The sequence below is a fragment of the Paenibacillus hubeiensis genome, assembly GCF_032334105.1.
Taxonomy (GTDB): domain Bacteria; phylum Bacillota; class Bacilli; order Paenibacillales; family Paenibacillaceae; genus Paenibacillus; species Paenibacillus hubeiensis.
Window position 1 is genome coordinate 241,052 of sequence record NZ_JAVYAE020000010.1, and the last position, 18,633, is coordinate 259,684.

15 protein-coding genes and 1 CRISPR repeat array are annotated in these 18,633 nt (G+C 50.9%); of the genes, 7 read left to right on the forward strand and 8 right to left on the reverse strand.

All coding sequences use genetic code 11. The features are described 5' to 3' along the window. Positions 1 to 69 precede the first annotated feature (69 nt). From RSX24_RS23045 to RSX24_RS23075, 7 genes are all read right to left on the reverse strand, one after another. A complete protein-coding gene (locus RSX24_RS23045; protein ID WP_343261885.1) occupies positions 70 to 2,295 on the reverse strand; it encodes a methyl-accepting chemotaxis protein in 2,226 nt (741 codons plus the stop codon). Positions 2,296 to 2,896: 601 nt separating this feature from the next. Continuing rightward, positions 2,897 to 6,109: an efflux RND transporter permease subunit gene (locus tag RSX24_RS23050; RefSeq protein WP_236413070.1), complete on the reverse strand. Its 3,213-nt coding sequence runs from the start codon at positions 6,107 to 6,109 to the stop codon at positions 2,897 to 2,899. A 41-nt stretch (positions 6,110 to 6,150) separates the two neighbouring features. Further along, on the reverse strand, positions 6,151 to 7,089 hold the full coding sequence (locus RSX24_RS23055) for a TetR/AcrR family transcriptional regulator (RefSeq protein WP_236413068.1): 939 nt from the start codon (positions 7,087 to 7,089) through the stop codon (positions 6,151 to 6,153). A gap of 166 nt (positions 7,090 to 7,255) precedes the next feature. Further along, a complete protein-coding gene (locus tag RSX24_RS23060) occupies positions 7,256 to 7,570 on the reverse strand; it encodes a DMT family transporter (protein WP_343261886.1) in 315 nt (104 codons plus the stop codon). Continuing rightward, positions 7,570 to 7,911 (reverse strand): DMT family transporter, encoded by a 342-nt coding sequence (locus RSX24_RS23065; protein ID WP_236413064.1) that lies wholly within the window; start codon positions 7,909 to 7,911, stop codon positions 7,570 to 7,572. The genes RSX24_RS23060 and RSX24_RS23065 overlap by 1 nt, the downstream gene beginning before the upstream one ends. A 34-nt stretch (positions 7,912 to 7,945) precedes the next feature. Then, positions 7,946 to 8,530: a TetR/AcrR family transcriptional regulator gene (locus RSX24_RS23070; RefSeq protein ID WP_343261887.1), complete on the reverse strand. Its 585-nt coding sequence runs from the start codon at positions 8,528 to 8,530 to the stop codon at positions 7,946 to 7,948. 122 nt (positions 8,531 to 8,652) lie between these two features. Continuing rightward, complete coding sequence (locus tag RSX24_RS23075; protein ID WP_343261888.1) at positions 8,653 to 10,131, reverse strand: phospholipase D family protein; 1,479 nt, start codon at positions 10,129 to 10,131, stop codon at positions 8,653 to 8,655. A gap of 544 nt (positions 10,132 to 10,675) precedes the next feature. On the opposite strand from RSX24_RS23075, the gene fni reads away from it, so the two are divergent. The 6 genes from fni to RSX24_RS23105 all read left to right on the forward strand — a co-directional run bounded on the left by fni (position 10,676) and on the right by RSX24_RS23105 (position 17,620). Further along, positions 10,676 to 11,743, forward strand: coding sequence for a type 2 isopentenyl-diphosphate Delta-isomerase (fni, locus tag RSX24_RS23080; protein ID WP_343261889.1), 1,068 nt, complete (start codon positions 10,676 to 10,678; stop codon positions 11,741 to 11,743). 240 nt (positions 11,744 to 11,983) lie between these two features. Continuing rightward, positions 11,984 to 12,286: a CRISPR direct-repeat array (repeat unit 32 nt; unit sequence GTCGCACTCTATATGAGTGCGTGGATTGAAAT). Positions 12,287 to 12,853: 567 nt separating this feature from the next. Then, the gene (locus RSX24_RS23085; protein WP_343261890.1) at positions 12,854 to 14,197 is read left to right on the forward strand and encodes a transcriptional regulator; all 1,344 of its coding nucleotides are present in this window, start codon (positions 12,854 to 12,856) and stop codon (positions 14,195 to 14,197) included. A gap of 478 nt (positions 14,198 to 14,675) precedes the next feature. Then, positions 14,676 to 14,846 carry an aspartyl-phosphate phosphatase Spo0E family protein gene (locus RSX24_RS23090; RefSeq protein WP_343261891.1) on the forward strand — a complete coding sequence of 57 codons (171 nt, stop codon included), beginning with the start codon at positions 14,676 to 14,678 and terminating at the stop codon, positions 14,844 to 14,846. Between the two features lie 144 nt (positions 14,847 to 14,990). After that, positions 14,991 to 15,461: a GNAT family N-acetyltransferase gene (locus tag RSX24_RS23095; protein WP_339274978.1), complete on the forward strand. Its 471-nt coding sequence runs from the start codon at positions 14,991 to 14,993 to the stop codon at positions 15,459 to 15,461. Between the two features lie 219 nt (positions 15,462 to 15,680). Continuing rightward, on the forward strand, positions 15,681 to 16,781 hold the full coding sequence (gene ychF, locus RSX24_RS23100) for a redox-regulated ATPase YchF (RefSeq protein WP_236413049.1): 1,101 nt from the start codon (positions 15,681 to 15,683) through the stop codon (positions 16,779 to 16,781). A gap of 239 nt (positions 16,782 to 17,020) precedes the next feature. After that, positions 17,021 to 17,620 (forward strand): SUKH-4 family immunity protein, encoded by a 600-nt coding sequence (locus RSX24_RS23105; RefSeq protein WP_343261892.1) that lies wholly within the window; start codon positions 17,021 to 17,023, stop codon positions 17,618 to 17,620. Between the two features lie 16 nt (positions 17,621 to 17,636). Here RSX24_RS23105 and bluB read toward each other — a convergent pair whose 3' ends face one another. Continuing rightward, positions 17,637 to 18,311 carry a 5,6-dimethylbenzimidazole synthase gene (gene bluB, locus RSX24_RS23110; protein WP_343261900.1) on the reverse strand — a complete coding sequence of 225 codons (675 nt, stop codon included), beginning with the start codon at positions 18,309 to 18,311 and terminating at the stop codon, positions 17,637 to 17,639. Positions 18,312 to 18,379: 68 nt separating this feature from the next. Between bluB and RSX24_RS23115 the strand changes: the two genes are divergently transcribed. Further along, positions 18,380 to 18,633 (forward strand): helix-turn-helix domain-containing protein (locus tag RSX24_RS23115; protein ID WP_343261893.1); only part of this gene is annotated, 254 nt, incomplete at its 3' end.

Below are 18,633 nucleotides of genomic sequence, written 5' to 3' on the forward strand. Positions count from 1 at the left end.
ATGCATCTATTCAGTTAGGAACAGTTGCATCAAATTTTAGCCATTTATCCAAAGCGCGTCAATATCACGTCAGATGGCAGCATCCTTCTTGGATGGGGTTAGTTGGAACTGTCCGACGAGCTGCTGCAAAAAGACGGTGATCGCTTCGACGTCATGCGAAGAATGCTGTACCTGCTGCATGTCCAGTACGAGATCCTGCATTTCGGTCTCCACCTCGGCGGAGGTGGAGCGGTTTTTGTGGCTGATGGCGGCAATGCTCTCCATCAGCGTCACGACCTGATCCACCACCTGGGTACGCTGCGTTTCTTCGGCCGTGGCTTGGTGCAATAGACGTGAAGCTTCCTGCACGAGAGCCGAGCCTTCCGCCAGAACCCGATCCCCTTCATGGATGGAATGGGAGGCCGTTCCGGCTGCGGCGGAAATGTTGTCCAGGATGCGGTGAATGTTCTCCGTAGACGTGCGGGACAACTCAGCCAGCTTGCGGATTTCTCCGGCAACGACGGCGAATCCGCGCCCGTGTTCACCTACGTGGGCCGCTTCGATGGAAGCATTTAGCGCCAGCAGGTTGGTCTGGGCCGAGATTTCATCGATGACGGCCAGCGCTTGGTATATTTCCTGCATCGTCTCCATGAAGGACAAAATCGTGCGATTGGTATCGGACACGGTACCGGATATTTCGGACATTTTGCCGCCGATGCGTTCGACCTCCTGACGGGCAACCAGAATTTGCTCAGTGGCGGAGGTCTCCAACTGCTGCAGCGTAAGGCGCATGTGGTCTGCGGCCGCCTTCGCCTGATCCAGGTCCTCAAGCTGCTTGCGGATGCCGCGAATCATGGAGCCGAGCTTGCGGTTTACGCGTTCGGTCGTGCCTTGCGTCGTTTCGGTAGACGACCGCATCTGGAGCTGGTTGTCCATGACGTCGATGGTAGCGAGACGGACCTTCAGCATGATGCCCTCCAGCGAGTCGATCATGTTGTTGATCCATTTGGCGAGTTCCCCCGATTCGTCCTGCGCAAAAGCGGACGTGTCCAAACGCTGCGTCAAATCTCCCCGGCCCTCGGCATTGATGCGGATAAAGCGGGTGATGCGCCTCAGATCCTCATGGACCCTGCGATAATGCTTACGCTGCAGCCTGCGGGCAGTGAACACCCCGAAAACGAGGTTGAAGGCCGCAATGGAGAGCGCTGCCCACACATTCGAAGTAAGAGCATATACGAGCACGGAGCCGATGAAGCCGGAGAGAACGGCATGCAGCCTGTGCGTGTTGGATTGACGCCAACCGATGCTGCGAACCCGGTACACTTCCTCAAGATCACCTTCGCACATCATGCCCCACAGGTCCGGACAATGCGGAAGCTGGAAGGTGATGCCTTTGCCGATGACGGGAATATGCCGGTAGTCCGAGTACCCCGGAAAGGCCGCGAACAGGTTCGAACCGTTGCGAATGGTATTCGCCACGCCCGGGTGCAGCTCGCCCGTCGATGGATCGGTGAACATCAATTCAAGCTCGGTATGTTCTTTCACGGATACGATGCCCCAATCGGTGGTTACGCCATCTTTCAGGTTTTCCCCATGGGTAAACGTCCGGTCTTCAAAGCGGCTGCGGGACAGTGCCGTTCCGGGCGGCAGGTTCGGACGGAGCACGGAGTTCGCCATAAAGATGTAATTATCCCCGGAATCCGGGTAGACATGCCCCGACTCCCGCTGGATCAGATCGCCGATGACATCGCCCGGCACCCTGCTGCAGAGGGAACCAACGTAACGCCCTTGCTGCACGATGGGCCAAATGAACAGGATCGTGATGCTGTCGTGAAATGAGGAAGAGCGGGGGCCGATCTCCAATGTCAGCCGATCGGAATACGGGCCATACAGACATTTGCGGACATGGGTGCCATCCGATTTGGCGTATTGCAATCCAGGCCCGAATCCGTCGCTTGTTTCGGTATAAATTTCTCCAACGTGCTTCTGATATGTAGAAAATACAACCTGATTCTGCGCATCCAGCATGAAGAGTTCCGTGCTGTCTGTCGAGCGGACATAACTTGCTTTAAACCATGCTTCGAGCTTATGAAGGCCAGGCGAGTCTTCCGATACATGCTGCAGATGGGTCCCTTGGAGCTGATGGAACAATCGCTCCAGATGATTCCATTGTTCCTCCGCCCAGTCCATGAGAAGCTGCCGCCTCGTTTCGGCAATGCCTTCGAAGATTTGTTCGACGTCCTCCTGAATGTGAGCATTCAACCGATAGGAACGCCACAAAGGCCATCCCTTTTTCCATCCCAGCCATCCAAACATGCTGATCACCCCGGTAATTGGATTTGAAAGCTTTGATAAACGGTTTATATGTGTGTATCTATATAAACCGCACTAAACAATCACACAAGGCACTGCGAGTGCAGTACGATCTTCCGATCGCTGTTATCCCCAGATTTTTTCAAATTCCCCTTTTTCAAAGGGGAAATCCGGTGATCAGCCTATGCTCCCGAAGCAGCTTTCTTTCAGAAAGCTTTTAAGCGACCGCTTCGCTTCTCCAGATTGGTTCTGCCTCTTCGTTAACGTGTGTATCTTTTTTGCGGTTTATCTATATGCTATTAGAACCTTTATACAAAAAAATACAGCAAAATACGAGGGTATATGTCATATTTTCCGAATAATCATACAAAAAATGCAAATAAATATACGTATTTGAACCTTGCTTTCCGAGAAGTGGGACAAGGGACTTAACTTGTTCAAGAGGTACAGGATACGTGGTCCTATAGCATGAGCACGCGGTGCTTTTCTCCGCAAGCGTAAGGTGCAAAAAAACACCGACTGGAATCTTACCCAATCGGTGCTTCATTGTGGATATGGAATGGTTTAATGGAATGCGTTTAATTTCAGTTTATGGACAACCGGCTTAATCGACGATTTTTTTCTTTCTGAATCTTGCGAGCATTTCGTACACGATCGGCACAATCACGAGCGTAAGCAGGGTCGAGCTGACGAGACCGCCGATGACGGTAATGCCGAGCCCTTTCGAAATGATACCTGCGCTTTCCTCAAGACCGGTTACGAGCGGCAGCAATGCGCCAATCGTGGCAAGGGCGGTCATCAGGATCGGACGCAGACGGGTTGCACCTGCTTCCAGCAAGGCTTCGCGCGTAGACAGGCCTTCGTTCTCCTTATGGATAACGCGGTCGATCAGAACGATGGCGTTGGTGACCACGATGCCGACGAGCATCAACGCACCCATCATGGCGGAGACATCAAGCGTTCCGCCGGATACAAACAGACCTACCATGATACCGATCACGGTAAACGGCAGCGAGAACAGGATGGCGAATGGAGCCAAACCGCCGCCGAAGGTAACGACAAGCACGAAGTATACGATGGCGATGGCTGCCACCATGGCGAGTCCGAGCTGTGTAAATGTATCATTGATCTGTTCGGTCGTACCGCCGAATTTCACTTCGACGCCGTCCGGCAGATCCAGTTTATCGATACCGGCTTGCAGGTTTTGCGAAGCCTTTTGCACGTCGGAAGCCAGAATGTTGGCCGTCACTTGCGCGACCATTTTGCCGTCGATGCGCATGATCGAGTTCGGCGAAGTGCCTTCTTCCACCGCAGCCACGTCTTTGATCGGCACTTGCACGCCGAGAGGCGAAGTTACGGTTTCATTTTCGATATCTTTGATGCTCTTGAATTGTTTGGCATCGGTCTCCACGTAAACTTTATACGTTTTGTTCTCGATGTCCACTTCGGTCAGCACCGGGCGTTCCTGAGCCGGGGCGAGCGCCATGGCCAGTTGGCCGGCAGTCAGTCCGAGCGAGCTCAGTTTCTCCTGATCGGCAACGAGTGTATATTGACCATACGTATCGGAGAGTGTGGTTTCGGCTTTTTCAAAAGAATCGGTGTCTGCTTCAACCAGCTTGAGCACTTCATCCGATACCGGCTTGATCTGTTCCAGATTGTCGCCATAGATCGAAACGCTCAGGCTGCTGCCGCCGAGTCCGCCAGACATGTCCAGCTCGTTCCACTCGCCGACGGAAACTTCCTTTTTCAGACCTTCGACAAGGTCTTCCTTCACTTGCGAGAAGTTTTTGGTGTCTTTGTTGTATTCGATGTAGAACAGGGCCGAGTTGGAGCTTCCGCCGCCCATGCTGCTCAGCGGATTGCTTCCGCCAATGGAATATTGCATTTTTTCGATGCCTGGTTGTTTCAAGAGCCATTTCTCCGCAACAAGTGCTTCTTTCTCCACGTCTTCGCGCAGCGAACCCGTCTCCGGAGAATACGTAATGGTTACGTATTTATCCTGCTGCTCCGGCAAGAAGCTTGCACCGATGAACGGATAAAGGAAGAGGCTTCCGACCAGCAGCAGGACGGCGACAATGGACGTGATCCATTTGTGGGACAGTGTCCAGTTCAGCAGGCGTTTGTAGCCTTCCGCCATTTTGCCCGGTTTCTCTTCGTGGTTGTGCGTGTTTTTCAGCCCTTTGCGGAACAGGGAGTGTGCCAGCATCGGAACGATGGTGATCGCCACGAGCAAGGATGCAAGAAGCGCAAAAACCATGGTCAGCGCAAACGGCATGAACAGTTCGCCGACCATACCGCTTACGAGGGCGAGCGGCAGGAATACCGCGATCGTAACGATGGTGGACGACATGATCGGGATGAACATTTCGCGCGTCGCTTCGCGAATCAGTTCACGGCCTTTCAGTTTCTCGCCTTTCAGCGACAGCCTGCGGTAAATGTTCTCGATAACGACGATCGAGTCATCCACGACCCGGCCGATCGCAACGGTCATGGCACCCAGCGTCATCATATTCAGCGTAATGTCCATCAAGTTCAGCGCCGTCAAAGCGATGAGCAGGGACAGCGGGATGGAGATGACCGAAATCAGGGTGGAACGGAAGTTGCGCAGGAAGATCAGAATGATCAGGACCGCGAACAGGGCGCCAAAGGCGGCTTTGCCGAGCATCGTGTTGACGGAATCCTGAATCGGTTTGCCTTGGTCAAGCAACACGGTCAATTCGGCGTTTTTGAATTGCTTTTGCAGTTCTTCCGCCTTGTCTTTGACCGCATTGACCACATCGACGGTATTGGCGTCATTGGACTTCACGATGGAAATCCCGATGGATTCCTTGCCGTCCGTCCGGGAGATGGACTCTGCTTGGCCAATGACTTCAATCTTGGCAATCTCGCTCAATTTTACGGTCGGGATGCCAGGGGCACTTGCCGCAGGGTTCGTGGCTTGTGCCGCAGCGCCTTGTGCAGCGCTTTGGCTTTGGGCTGCGGCGCCTTGTCCGGCAGCAGCGCCAGCCTGCGCGTCCATGCCTTGTGCGGCTGCTGCGGAACCGCTGCCCGAGGCTGCACCCGCACCGCTTGGCACGACCGGAATGGCGAGGTTTTTCAGGTCGTCAAGGCTGATGATGTTGCCATCCACCACGACGGATTTTTGGGCTTTGTCCAGTTCGAACAATCCGAGCGGAACGCGAACCGAGGAGCCCTGCACGATGCCTTTCACGGTATCCTCGGTCAAGCCGAGTTCTTTCATTTTGGCCTGGTCGAATTTCAGTTGGACTTCTTTGACGTATTGGCCCGATACCTGAACTTGGGCTACGCCGTCAATGTCCTCAAGCGCAGGCTTCAGATCGGATTCGGCCAAACGTGTCAGCTGTTCCAGATCCCCGCCTTCCTTGTCGGACAAGCTGAGCGAGACGACCGGGAAGGAGTTGATGCTGAATTTGGAAATGGTCGGCTTCTGCACGCCATCCGGCAGCTGAACATCGTTCAATGCTTCCCGCACGGCGGCGGTCGCGTTGTCCAGGTCCGTGCCGTAGTCGAATTCCAGCATGATGGAAGCGGCGTTTTCCATGGAAGTCGAGGTTAACGTTTTGATGCCCTCCACATTCCTCAGCGTTTGCTCGAGCGGTTTGGTGACGTCCTCCACGATGCTCTCCGGAGCACCTCCGGGATCGATGGCGGTGATGCTCAGAAACGGAACGTTGATGTTCGGGATCGTTTCCTGTTTCATCGTCAACCCGCTGTACAAACCTGCAAAGGTAACGATAATCGTCAGAATCCAGATTGCAAATTTGTTGTTCAGTGAAAAGTTAATGATTCCTTTCATGCGATGGTTTCTTCTCCTCTCTGCTTCTCTTTATATTGGTGTTACGAGTCAGCTTGGATGAACCGGCTGTACATGGCATCCATAATGTGCTGAAGCTCGGAATGCAAGGCTTCAATGGCGGAAATACCCTCCAGATTGTGCATCATGCCGAGGATGATTGCGCGCCTTGGCGTGAACTCCATCATTTCCTGCTTCAGGATGGCGATGGCCTCAAGCGCATCGTTTTTGATCTGCCCTTCGGTAAGGGACGATGTGACGACATCCTGCATTTCTCGAATAATGTGAATGGGATGACGCATCATTGTAGAGTCCGTGTTAGGGTTGCTGGCCCAGGCCGGCCAGTCTTCCAAACGAACGAATGGGGCAGGGCGCTGCTCCAGCAGCCCATGTGCCGCATAATCGATCGTTTGCAGCAAATTGGTTGCCATTTTGGATACGGTCAGGGAAGGCATTTCCGTAAACCAGATTTTGACGTAGGAAAGAAACAGTCCATGCGTAAGCAGGCTGAGGTCTACGGTGTAAGGTCCAATTTCCGGACCGTATAGATCCTCGAGCTTCTCCTTAAACCAATGCACGATGCGAATTTCGAGGTCACGGTTCTTGGGATTGCATTTATCCCGGCCGGGCTGCTCGTCATTGATCATCATGCTGCGCATTTGCACCCTCAAAAATTCCTTCAGTTCAGATACGTGAATGAGCAGTGTCTCGATCTGTTTCAGCAGGCGTTCCCTTGCCGTGTAGCCGGCACTCTGTTCAATCTGGGTCATCTCGTCGACCAGCGTGTACACGCAGTATTCCATCGTGCTGGCTTCAAGCTCTTCCTTGGATTTAAACAGCAGATAGAGGCTGCCCTTGGACATGCCGCATACTTCCGCAATTTCCTGCATGGACGTTCCGGTGCTGCCTTTGGCGGAGAACAACCGGAGCGCTGTCGTGATGACCATCCTTTTTTTCTCGTTCATTTCATGAATCGGGTTCATTAACGATACATCCACCTCAGCTCCGAACTTTTGAGTTCTTGAATTGACTTTGTGGTCAAAACAAGTATAAACGAAATGAAAAGCCGATTTCAAATGGAAGGGAATTGGTAAATGGGGATAAAAAAGGCGACTTCTAATTTGAAGTCACCCATACTTATTAAGATGATTAAGTAATCAGTTTCAGGCCGATGGCGGCCACCAGAATCATGGCGATGAACAGCAGCCGCTTCGCTTCTTTACGTTCGCCGAACAACAACATGCCGGTCAACGTGCTGCCTACCGTCCCGATTCCCGTCCATACGGCATAGGCGGTGCCCATGGGAATGGAGGTCATGGCATAAGAGAGCAGCGAGAAGCTGCATACAAACGATACGAGCATAAGTGCAACGTAGCGCCAGCCTTTTCTCGAAGAGGCGCCGTTAATGCCGATGACCCCGAAAATTTCGCAAATGCCTGCGCCAACCAGAGCGAGCCATGCCATTATGCCTCACCCCCTTGTGCAGATTGCTGGTCGGTGACCAGCTTCAGTCCGATGACGCCTGCAAGCAGCAGGCCGATCAGCAGTATTTTGGCCAGTTTGAACGGCTCTCCGAAAAGAATCATTTCGGCCAGCACGGTGCCTGCCGTGCCGATTCCCGTGAAAACGGCATAAACGGTGCCTACAGGCAGCCGTTTGGAAGCCGCGATGATCAAAGCAAAGCTAATGATGATGGCCAGGGCGGTGAGCGCCCATTCCCAGACGTTGCCGGCATGCTTCAGACCGCTCACCCATACGATTTCGATTAATCCTCCAATAAAAACATACAACCAATTGCGGTTCATGCTGCGTAAGTTCTCCTTTCGTCAATCCTTGGTGTCAGTTGCTCAGATGATGAATGCCGCTCCAAAATATAGGCCAGGCCGCTTCGAGCCGCATCTTGTATCGCCTCGAATTGCCGTATATGAGCTCCACCGTTACGCCGTCCAGCAAGGTCATGAACGCCACGGCAACCTGTTCGGACGCAATGGACGGAAGCTCCCCCTCCCGTATGGCACGTTGAAGCAACCGCTTTAGGGAACGCTCCAATCCGTCCAGAAACGGATATACGATACCCATGACGTCGTTGTACAGCGCAAGCGGCGGGAAATAACACATGCGAAGCATAAAGCGGGCCGACGCCTGCGTGTTGTATTCGTGCTCCACCCAAGTCAGCAAACCCTTCAAACGCTCCTCCAGCGAAAGGTGGGCATGGTCCCTGAAATATTCCAGCGTATGCCGCTGTACTTCTTTAAAGGCATGGGACAACGTGTGCAAAAACAGGTCATCCTTGTTGCTGAAATGCGCATATATGGACGGCTTTTTGATGCCGACTTCATCCGCGATGGCACGGAGGGAGGCACCTTCATACCCGTCTCTCGCAAAATGGATCAGGGCGGCATCCCGAATGGATGTTGCAGTCATATTCATTCACCTTCCTAACGGTCGTTAGGTGATTATATTTTCATATTTCACATCCCGTGTCAAGTGTCATATGAAATCCGCCTGCCCGCAAATAGGACAGACGGATGGAAAGGGCCATTCTTTCAAAAGGTCGTAAAGCCCAACACAAGCTGCAGTTTATAGGCGATTCGCTTCAGAAACGTCGTTTTTTCCTGAAATGCTTTCAAGCTCAGGGTGAATACGGCATCGTTGTTGTACCATATTCTTTCAAAATAATCGGCTGCCTTATGCATGGAAGGATGATCCGACGGAGCCGCGACCCACAGGTCGTTTTCCAAATTGTAATCATTGAGGTTGCGGGGAGTGAGATTGGATGATCCGCCGAGCAGGATGTCATCCCCACTCGACTTGTCGATGTACATCAGCTTGGTATGATACTGTTCCTTCGTGGTGTTGTACCACCGGATATGGATGTTCCCTCCCGATTTGTCATGCAGCTCTTCGGCGACAGGGCGGTTCGGAATCCCAAGCTTCGATCGCCCGAAGGCATTTTCGTTCGGATCAAGCACCAGGCGGATATCCACGCCTCTTTTCGAGGCGTCCAGCAGGGCATCCAGCACCATCGGGGAAGCGATGTAAAACATGCCCATCCAGAGCACGTCTCCTTGTTCGGTCGCGCCGATCTCCTGAAGGACGGCATCGTTCACTTTTCCCTCGGTCAAGTAGCGGATGCGCGCCTCTCCGTCGTTTTTTTGAGCGGGCGGATCGTATACGGGAACCTGTCCGCCGCCGGACATGTCCAGCACGGCTTGCTCGGTTGCCAGAATGTCTGCGATGACGGGACCGCTTACTTCAAAGGCGATGTTGGAGTGGTAAACGCTGGCATCATGGATATTGCCGGATGAAATGACGGCCGACTTTTCGCTGGTGACCACCTTGCGGTGATTCGCTTTGATGTTCAAAAGCTTTAAATAGGAACGCAAGGTCATCTTCGGGCCATCGCTCGCCATCTGATTGGGAATCCAGCCTTCCCCGGCCTGCCCGAACCACTGAAAGAACGTCCGCCAAACGGCAGAGTAGATCGGGGTAGAGTCCCTTAACGGGTCATCATTCGTAATTACGACCTCGATGCCGGCGTGCTTCATTCTTTCGAGCAGAGGGTTGGGCGCGGAATTGTAATTGGTATTGATTTCATCCGTGATAAACAGGATGGGCATGTCGGGATGCTGCTTTTTTTTGGCGATGAGTGCATCCGCGAACTGCCTGCTGACGGGCGGAAAATGCTGCCCTTTATGCTGATAGTCGTTAAAAAGAAACATGTCGACGACGACGAATTGTTCTGCATGTTCGACGACCTGAAGCATCCGCTGGAAAATCTGCTGTTCATGCTCGACCTGCCCGTCTCCGGAAGGAAAGGTCAGATCGTACAAAAACTTCACATCCTTCACCCTATACTCCGGGCTTGCATAAGAGATGCCGGGCGGCAGAGGTTTGTATGTCTGGTACGCCATAACGGCGACGAGCCATAAGGCGAGCAAACCCAATAATGTCCTTATGTACGGAAAACGTCTGACGGCTCTGCGCGGGTCTGACCGATTGCGATGGCGATGAGAAAAAATCATATGATGCCTCCCTTGATCCGGCAGGATCGGAATGTAAATGCGGAAACAGACTGGCTTATGGGCCAAAGCCCGGGTGCATGTTGTCTACCATTACCACAGGTTTGCAGCGGCTGACGCAAAAAAACGGAATGCAGCGGGGACGGCATCCAGCAAATCAATGATGCGTGCCTTGCAATCCACAGGTTCAGGAGCGCTGAATATCGGTTGTACACGGAAAAACAGTCAGGATTGCACTGGCTGATGGATCTCGCGGCGCTTCTATCAGTTTTTCCACCTATTCCCGATCTATCCGCATCTGTCCAAGGTATTGACCTTTTGCCCCGCCCAGGCAATCGAAACAGGGATGTAGATGGGCTGTGATTCTTTGGGGTGATATGCATCCGTTGATGGCACGCTGATCGTCACGCTGTAAGGGCAGCTTGTCGGTGAGCGGGTCGGAGCGGTTTTGCTTGGATTAGCGTACCGGGCTCCCTTTCCATCGACTTTTGGGAACGGTATACTGGGTAGAGTTGTATGCGGGCATTTCACATAAGGGGGTTGCATCATGAACGAACAAGAAAGAGCGGCCAGACGGCTGCTTCCCGAAGTCCCGACGAGCGAACGGAAGCTGGAGCATGTCCGTCTATGCCTGCAGGAACAGGTTGCGGGAGAAGGGATCACCACCGGCTTGGAACGGTATGCTTTCCGGCATAACCCGCTGCCGGAGCTGGATTTCGACGCGTTGAGTCTGGAAACGTCATTTATCGGCAAAAAACTGCGCACGCCTCTGCTCATCAGTTCGATGACTGGAGGGAGCGATACGACCGGCGCGATAAACGAACGGCTCGCGCGCGTGGCGAATGCGCGGGGCTGGACGCTCGGCGTAGGTTCGATCCGGGCTGCCGTGGAGCAGCCGGACCTTGCGCATACGTTCGATGTGCGGCGCTGGGCCCCCGATATTCCGGTGATTGCCAATCTGGGAGCGGTGCAGTTGAATTACGGCTTTGGACCGGACGAGTTCCGGCGCGCCATCGATATTGCCGGGGCGGACATGCTGGTGCTGCACCTGAACGGACTGCAGGAAATTTTCCAGCCTGAAGGCAATACCAATTTCGGCGGGCTGCTGAAGCAGATCGAGGGTTTGTGCCGGGTGCTGGACGTTCCGGTTGGCGTGAAGGAAGTGGGCTGGGGCATCGATGGTTCAACGGCACGTCAGTTGTATGAAGCCGGGGCAGCTTTTGTCGATGTGGCCGGAGCCGGCGGCACAAGCTGGGTGCAGGTGGAGAAATTCCGGAACAAGCAGCCGGTTCGGCGTGCGGCGGCGGAAGCCTTTGCGGACTGGGGCATTCCGACGGCGGATTGCATCCGCGACGTACGTGCCATGAATCCCGAAAGCGCGCTGATTGGCAGCGGCGGCCTGTATAATGGGGTGGATGCAGCCAAAGCAATTGCATTGGGGGCTGATCTGGCAGGTTTCGGACGCTCGCTGCTGGAGTCGGCCGTAGCCTCGGACGAGGCACTGGATCAGCGGCTGGAGCAGGTCGAATTCGAGCTGCGCACCGTCATGTTCGGCATCGGCGCGGGTCGAATCGAGGAATTGCGGATGACGAGCCGTTTGGTGGAACGGCGTTGAAACGATGAAGTGATATTTTTTTGCTCTCCTTCACATGTTCGGTGCGAACCTCAAGCTCACATGATTTTCCCGGGGGATTCGCACCTCGAATTTTGTCGAAAACCTCATTTTGTGACCTTTTGGCAACACTGATTTTGAATTTAGGCTTCTTTTGCCACAAATGTGGATAGTATTTGTTATAATTAGAGGTAATACGTAATTATGTCTACGTTATGTGACTTTATTACGTGTATTTTCGCTGTCGCACTCTATATGAGTGCGTGGATTGAAATCCACGCGTGGTAATGCTTGACACCAAAGCAGACTCGTCGCACTCTATATGAGTGCGTGGATTGAAATAATACTTTTGCATGAATCAACTCGCGTCCGAGATTGTCGCACTCTATATGAGTGCGTGGATTGAAATTGTAACACGGGGTTACAAAATACATGTGTGACTCCTGTCGCACTCTATATAAGTGCGTGGATTGAAATCAGGCTGCCTCAAATTCAGGGGTTCCCACAGGGTGAGGTCGCGCTCTATATGAGTGTGTGGATTGAAATGGATCGAACTGTTCCCGCATGCTGTTAATCTCTTGTCGCACTCCGTATGAAGTGCTAATTTTTGCTGAGTGCGTACTAACCTAATCATCAGAAACACAAAAAATCCGTCCAAAGTAAAAAGTGGATGGATTTTTTATGTTTATCTTTAAAAGTGGGAAAGCCATACGCTTCGTGACAATGTTTAGCCCAGTTTGTGTTTTTATCCCTTATCATTTGGTGTGTACTCTAACAGTCATGTCCTGCAATTTCCGCATAGTGTTAACCATATTATCTAAGGTTTCTAAATCAGGCTATTTCTAATGATGTTATCGATAGACGTCAAACGTAATGGATGCTGCTTTGTCATTTCTTACGGATGTTGTATTGTGAACTCCAGACCTTGAGCACTTTCAATTGATGTAGGCCCCCAAGCACCCTTGGGACCATCTTTGACAACCATTGAGCAATGCTGACAAGTATTCTAATAAGAAAAGTAAATTATTTACAAGTAAAATATTGAAATTAAATGTAAAAATATTGTATAGTTTTATTGACCGTTGCTTAATTTTTTTGAAAGGTGGTGTCCTTTTGAACTCAGTAGCCACGATACGTGATCATTTAGAAGACTATTTAAAAAGAAACAATATGACACTCAATCATTTTTCGGAGATATCGGGTATTAATTCAGGGACGTTGAGTGGAACGCTGAACGGACTACGCCCTATAGGCATGCAACAACTGGACCGGCTTACTGCCGGGATGGGTTTGACTGAGGGTTATTTCTATGAGTTATACATAAATGAGTGTTTTGTACATACAAGCCCGGATTGGCGAAGACTTAGGCCTTTTCTATACCGTTGTGCCGAACTCGGTAAGGTCGCGTGTATGGAAGAAGCTGTTAATCTGATTATGGATAATCTTTCCTATGCGCCCCTTTTGTTTGAGTTGGCCGAGCAGTTATATCGTGAAGGGAAGCTTGAGGCCGCCAAGCCCTTATATCGTTGTGTAGCCGAGAGCGAGAAAATGCAACACTCTGAACGATTGGCTCTCAGTCAGTATCGTTTGTTCACGATCGGGCTTTCCAAAGATCAGATGAGCAATCTTGCCCTAGCTACTCAATTTGAGTTTTTTGTAGACAGGCTTGACGAGCCTTATCAGCTAGATGGTCTGAACGACCTGATTAATGTGTATGCTTCATTGCGCCGATGGGATAAAGTGAAGATACTTGCTGATCAGTTAAAGTTAAAAGCAATGATCCATTATGAGCTGAAGGAAACAGCCAGAGTAGCGAAAGATAACCCTAAAAAGCAGATTATATTCTATGTTTTATACGCATATTTGGCACTTGGAGAGGCTTGTTATTACTATGAAGAATATGAAAAAGCACTTCAATATGTCTCTTTGTACACGGATTATAGCTGGGTAAGTGACCCGAGCGACGAGGAGATCATTGTTATCCATCAGTTCGAGGAATGGGCAGAAGGCAATCGTTATTTATATGAGTTAATGTCAGGCAAAACAGAGGTTATCCAAGATTATCTAAACTATATCTCTGAAAGAGAGAACGAGATCTTCCCTGCTTTATGCGCAATTGTGACTGCAGCGAATCGATTTGATATTAACATTAATTCAGTTCTTGAAGCGTATGAATCTTATTTCATGTACCAAGAACAAAGTAACCGTATTGGAAAAATCAGTGAGCAATATACGAATGATCAATATGGTACTTTGCTTGTGGGCCTAGGTACATATTATCTAACAAATCAAGATTATAATAGGGGCTTTGAGATGATCCTTAGTGGTTTGGATTTTGCTATTGAAATTAAGAATAAAGACGGTATGCTGAAATGTATAAAATTGTTTGAAAAATTTCGGTATTATGCAGTTGAAGAAGCCAAACTGCGTTACAAAAAATTGATTGGGAAGGTGTGAAAACGAATGAAAATGAAGTTGGCACTATTCATATTTACATGTAGTATCGCGGCAGGAGTCATTTTTCCGACTGCTCAACCGAACCCCATCGAAATAAACCATCCCACAATTATGACAACTAATGGTCATGGCATGGGAACTTGATTTTCCTAATAGTATTCACTAATATACATGAACATTAACGTCTTCTGTCAAAATGACAACGAACAGCCGCGGGCTTGGAAGTTAACGAATAATTCAATAATAAAGGTATTCTTAAATGTGGTATGCCCCTCAAGCAGACTGGTTAAATCCGTCTACTTCGAAGGGGCTTTTTCGTATTAGGCATGTCTTTTTTGCTGTGTTTTTGAAGAGGGATATGTAGCCAGAGGCTAACCAACATGACTGCAGACGATGATGACCAAACTGTGTTGGAGTTCACTTGTTTTCCTACTAATTAGCAGAACAGTCTAAAATGTTACAACAGGGAGGGGTGAATATGGAATGTGGCAAGCTCAAGTTGCAGATCGAAGCAGCGAGACAGAAGCTCTATCAATTAAAGTTGGAATATGGAGATCTTCTACATCCCCTTGTTATACAGCAATCTATGGTCCTTGATGATCTGATCAATCAATACAATCATGTTAAAATAGAAAAGCCGATGGAATAATCCAATCGACTTTGGGCGAGAAACTTTTGGCGGGTCGCTCGCCTATATATTTTAACATAGTTATGGCGCGAAGTATTATGATTACATACATTCTTCTTTCACCATTATATTTTCGTTGGTTTATCTGAAATGGGGGGACATCAGATGCAATTGGTACAAATGAATGATCAGGAGTTTGCGCGTTTTCTGGACCGGGGCATTAAGGACTTTGCTCTGGATAAAGTGGAAGCGGGCACATGGGCGGAAGAAGAGGCGGAGCAGTTATCCCGTGAGTCCTATCGCCGATTTTTGCCGGAGGGCCTGCAGACGAAGGGAGCGTACATATACAACCTTATGCATGAGGTGGACGGAAATGTGGGATATATCTGGTTTAACGTGACGGAGCATCTGCGCGGGAAAGAGGCGTTTCTGCTCGACATCGTCGTCGAAGAGGAGCATCGCGGTAAAGGATATGGAACAGAAGCGATGGCCGCCTTGGAGCAAGCGGCTGCGGGTCTTGGCGTGAATCGCATCGGGCTGCATGTATTCGGGCATAATGTGCGGGCGAGCGAGTTATACCGCAAGATGGGGTATGCCATTACGGACATGACCATGTACAAGGAGCTCGGGCGCTAACGAACATCAGCCACCTTATGTGGCCGATATGAAGCGTGATCCAACGCTAACAGATCTCAGCAACGTAATTTGACCCAAGGCTCATAGAAGATTGTGGATGATTTTCCTGCTCCGGTGCGCATGGAATTGGCAAACTTCCTTGATGCACCGGTGCTTGTCATATATAATGAGTAGGATTATTCGAACCGAACAAGTAATGAATGAGGAGTTGTCATATACATGGCTTTGAAAGCTGGTATCGTGGGTCTTCCGAACGTCGGGAAATCCACGCTGTTTAACGCAATCACGCAAGCTGGTGCCGAATCGGCCAACTATCCGTTCTGCACGATCGATCCTAACGTGGGCATCGTGGAAGTGCCGGATGAGCGACTGGACAAACTGACCGAACTAGTAGAACCGAAGAAAACGGTACCTACGGCATTCGAATTCGTGGATATCGCGGGTCTGGTGCGCGGCGCGAGCAAAGGTGAAGGGCTTGGAAACAAGTTCTTGGCTCATATCCGCGAAGTGGACGCGATCGTGCATGTCGTTCGCTGCTTCGAGGACGAGAACATCACGCATGTGGACGGCAAGATCGATCCGATCAGCGACATTCAGACGATCAATCTGGAGCTGATCCTAGCCGATATCGAGAGCGTGGAGAAGCGTATCGAACGTTCCAAGAAAAACATGAAGGGCGGCAACAAACAATACGCGCAGGAAGTGGAATTGCTTGAGCGCATGAAGGCTGTTTTGTATGAAGACAAACCGGCGCGCAGCATGGACCTGACCGACGATGAGCGCCTGATCATCCGCGATCTGCACTTGTTGACCCTGAAGCCTGTGCTGTATGCGGCCAACGTGTCCGAGAATGAAATCGGCGATGTGGCCAACAATGCATATGTACAAAAAGTAAAAGAGTTCGCTGCTGCCGAGAACGCGGAAGTCGTGCCGATCAGCGCGAAGGTGGAAGAAGAGATTTCCGAGCTGGAAGGCGAGGACAAGCAAATGTTCCTCGAAGAGCTCGGCATTCAGGATTCCGGCCTGAACCTCCTGATTAAGGCGGCTTACAAATTGCTCGGCCTGTACACGTATTTCACTGCTGGCGTGCAAGAAGTACGCGCGTGGACCATCCGCAAAGGAACGAAAGCTCCAGGCGCGGCGGGCGTCATCCACAGTGACTTCGAGCGTGGATTTATCCGTGCAGAGGTGGTATCCTACGAGGATTTGGTTGCTGCAGGTTCCATGAATGGCGCCAAAGAGCGCGGGCAGCTTCGCCTCGAAGGTAAAGAGTATGTGGTGCAGGACGGCGACGTCATGCATTTCCGTTTCAATGTATAATTTGCCCGGCACGGATCAAGCTGGACGACAAATATAGAATGGTTCAAAAACCCTGGGTCTTCGCATGAAGATCGCAGGGTTTTTTCAATACATGCAGACTGTAGGGGCAAAAACGGCTGCCAAAACGCAGTCTGCCTTCCCCTGAATTCATCGATAGAGGTTTTTTTAGGTTCTACGCCGGATTGCTGGCATCACCGTGGGTGATTATAATATTAGCAATATCAAACGGAGGTGGGGGAATGGACGAAGCAATACCGTATATTCGTTACGATCAGACGTTGGTCGAGGCCGCATGTTTGCCGGAGGAAACGCGTCGGCTTTTGTTGGAACAGGGCCTGCCGCAGCTGCGCCATAACGATGAAGACGTGCTTGGCGTTCATTTTCAACCTCGTACGGACCGAGATTTCATCACGGACAAAGAAGGAAAGCTGAAACTGTTTCCGATCGGATACGAGTGGGAAGAAACTGCTGCCTGGCTTTGCGTGGAAACGGGAACGGGCCGAGTCTGCACCATGGATGCGGAGACGGGCGAGCTTGGCCGAATCAACGCTTCCTTGGCCGCATTCGTCGAATTTCTGAAGCGTTATGCAGATGTTATGCAGCAATTTTCCACCCGGGAAGAACCGACGATCCTCACGGCGGAGCAGGCTAGACTGAAGCTGGAAGCCTTTCGGCGCGGGGAGATCAAACCCGGAAACGAGAGCACCTCAATTGCCGCGCGAGAGAAAGCCGTTCAGGAACTTCGAGCATATTATATCGAAAAGGATCCCGCCAGCTTAGCCAGTGAAGATGCCTGGTGGAGCGTGGTGCTGGAACAGTTGGAGGATCATTTGCTGTAGCTGCCAGCCTTATGAGCTACATTTCCTCGGCGTTGCCCCATCGTCCATGATAAATGACCGACTGCAAATCTCTTCTTTTTTCCCAGTTGGCCGTTTCCAGAATCGGTTTCGTCGGATAATGCTCCGTATATCCAATGGACAGTAAAGCGACAGGTTCGATATGCGGAGGAATGTTCAGGATGTCTCTAACGTCGTTTTTCTTGTAAAAGCTGACCCAGCCCATACCAAGCCCTTCGGCGCAAGCGGCAAGCCACATGTTCTGAATGGCGCAGGCGGTGGACATCAGGTCGGTTTCGGGAATGGAATTTCTCCCAAGGACATGGGACCCGCCGCGGGTCGGATCGGACGTGACGCAGATCGTGAGCGGGGCCTGCATGAGACCTTCGATTTTGATGCCGAGGAAGCGTTCTTTCTTTTCGTCCTCATAGTGGATGGCGAGCGCTCTCCGCTCTTTGTCGGCCGCCCAGGCGAGGCGGGATTTCGTATGTTCCTCCGTCACCAAAATAAAGCTCCATGGCTGCATGAAGCCGACCGATGGACCGTGATGGGCCGCATGCAGTATCCGGTCAATGGTATCTTTCGGAATGGGTGTATCCATAAAAGTTCGAATATCCCGCCTGGTATAAATGACTTTCGTTGAAGGCGAGAAGACTCCCTCCTCAAAAGCGTCAGCTTTAGGTGGGGGGTGAATTGCCATTTTTTTCTATTCGGAACCGAACATATGTGCTATGATAATTGCAAGGAACGGAGGTGCATGGCATGTTCTTCCATAAAGCATACAAGTATCGGATCTACCCCAATCGTACACAGCAGCAGTGGATTCATCAGATGTTTGGATGTTGCCGGTTTGTGTTCAACCATTTTCTGGGGCAATGGAAGGATACGTTTGACGCCACGGGCAAGGGCTTGTCGTACCATGCTTGTGCCACGCAGCTCCCAGATCTAAAGCAAGAACATCCTTGGTTGAAAAAAACGGATAGTATCGCTCTACAATCGGCTGTTCGGCATGTAGC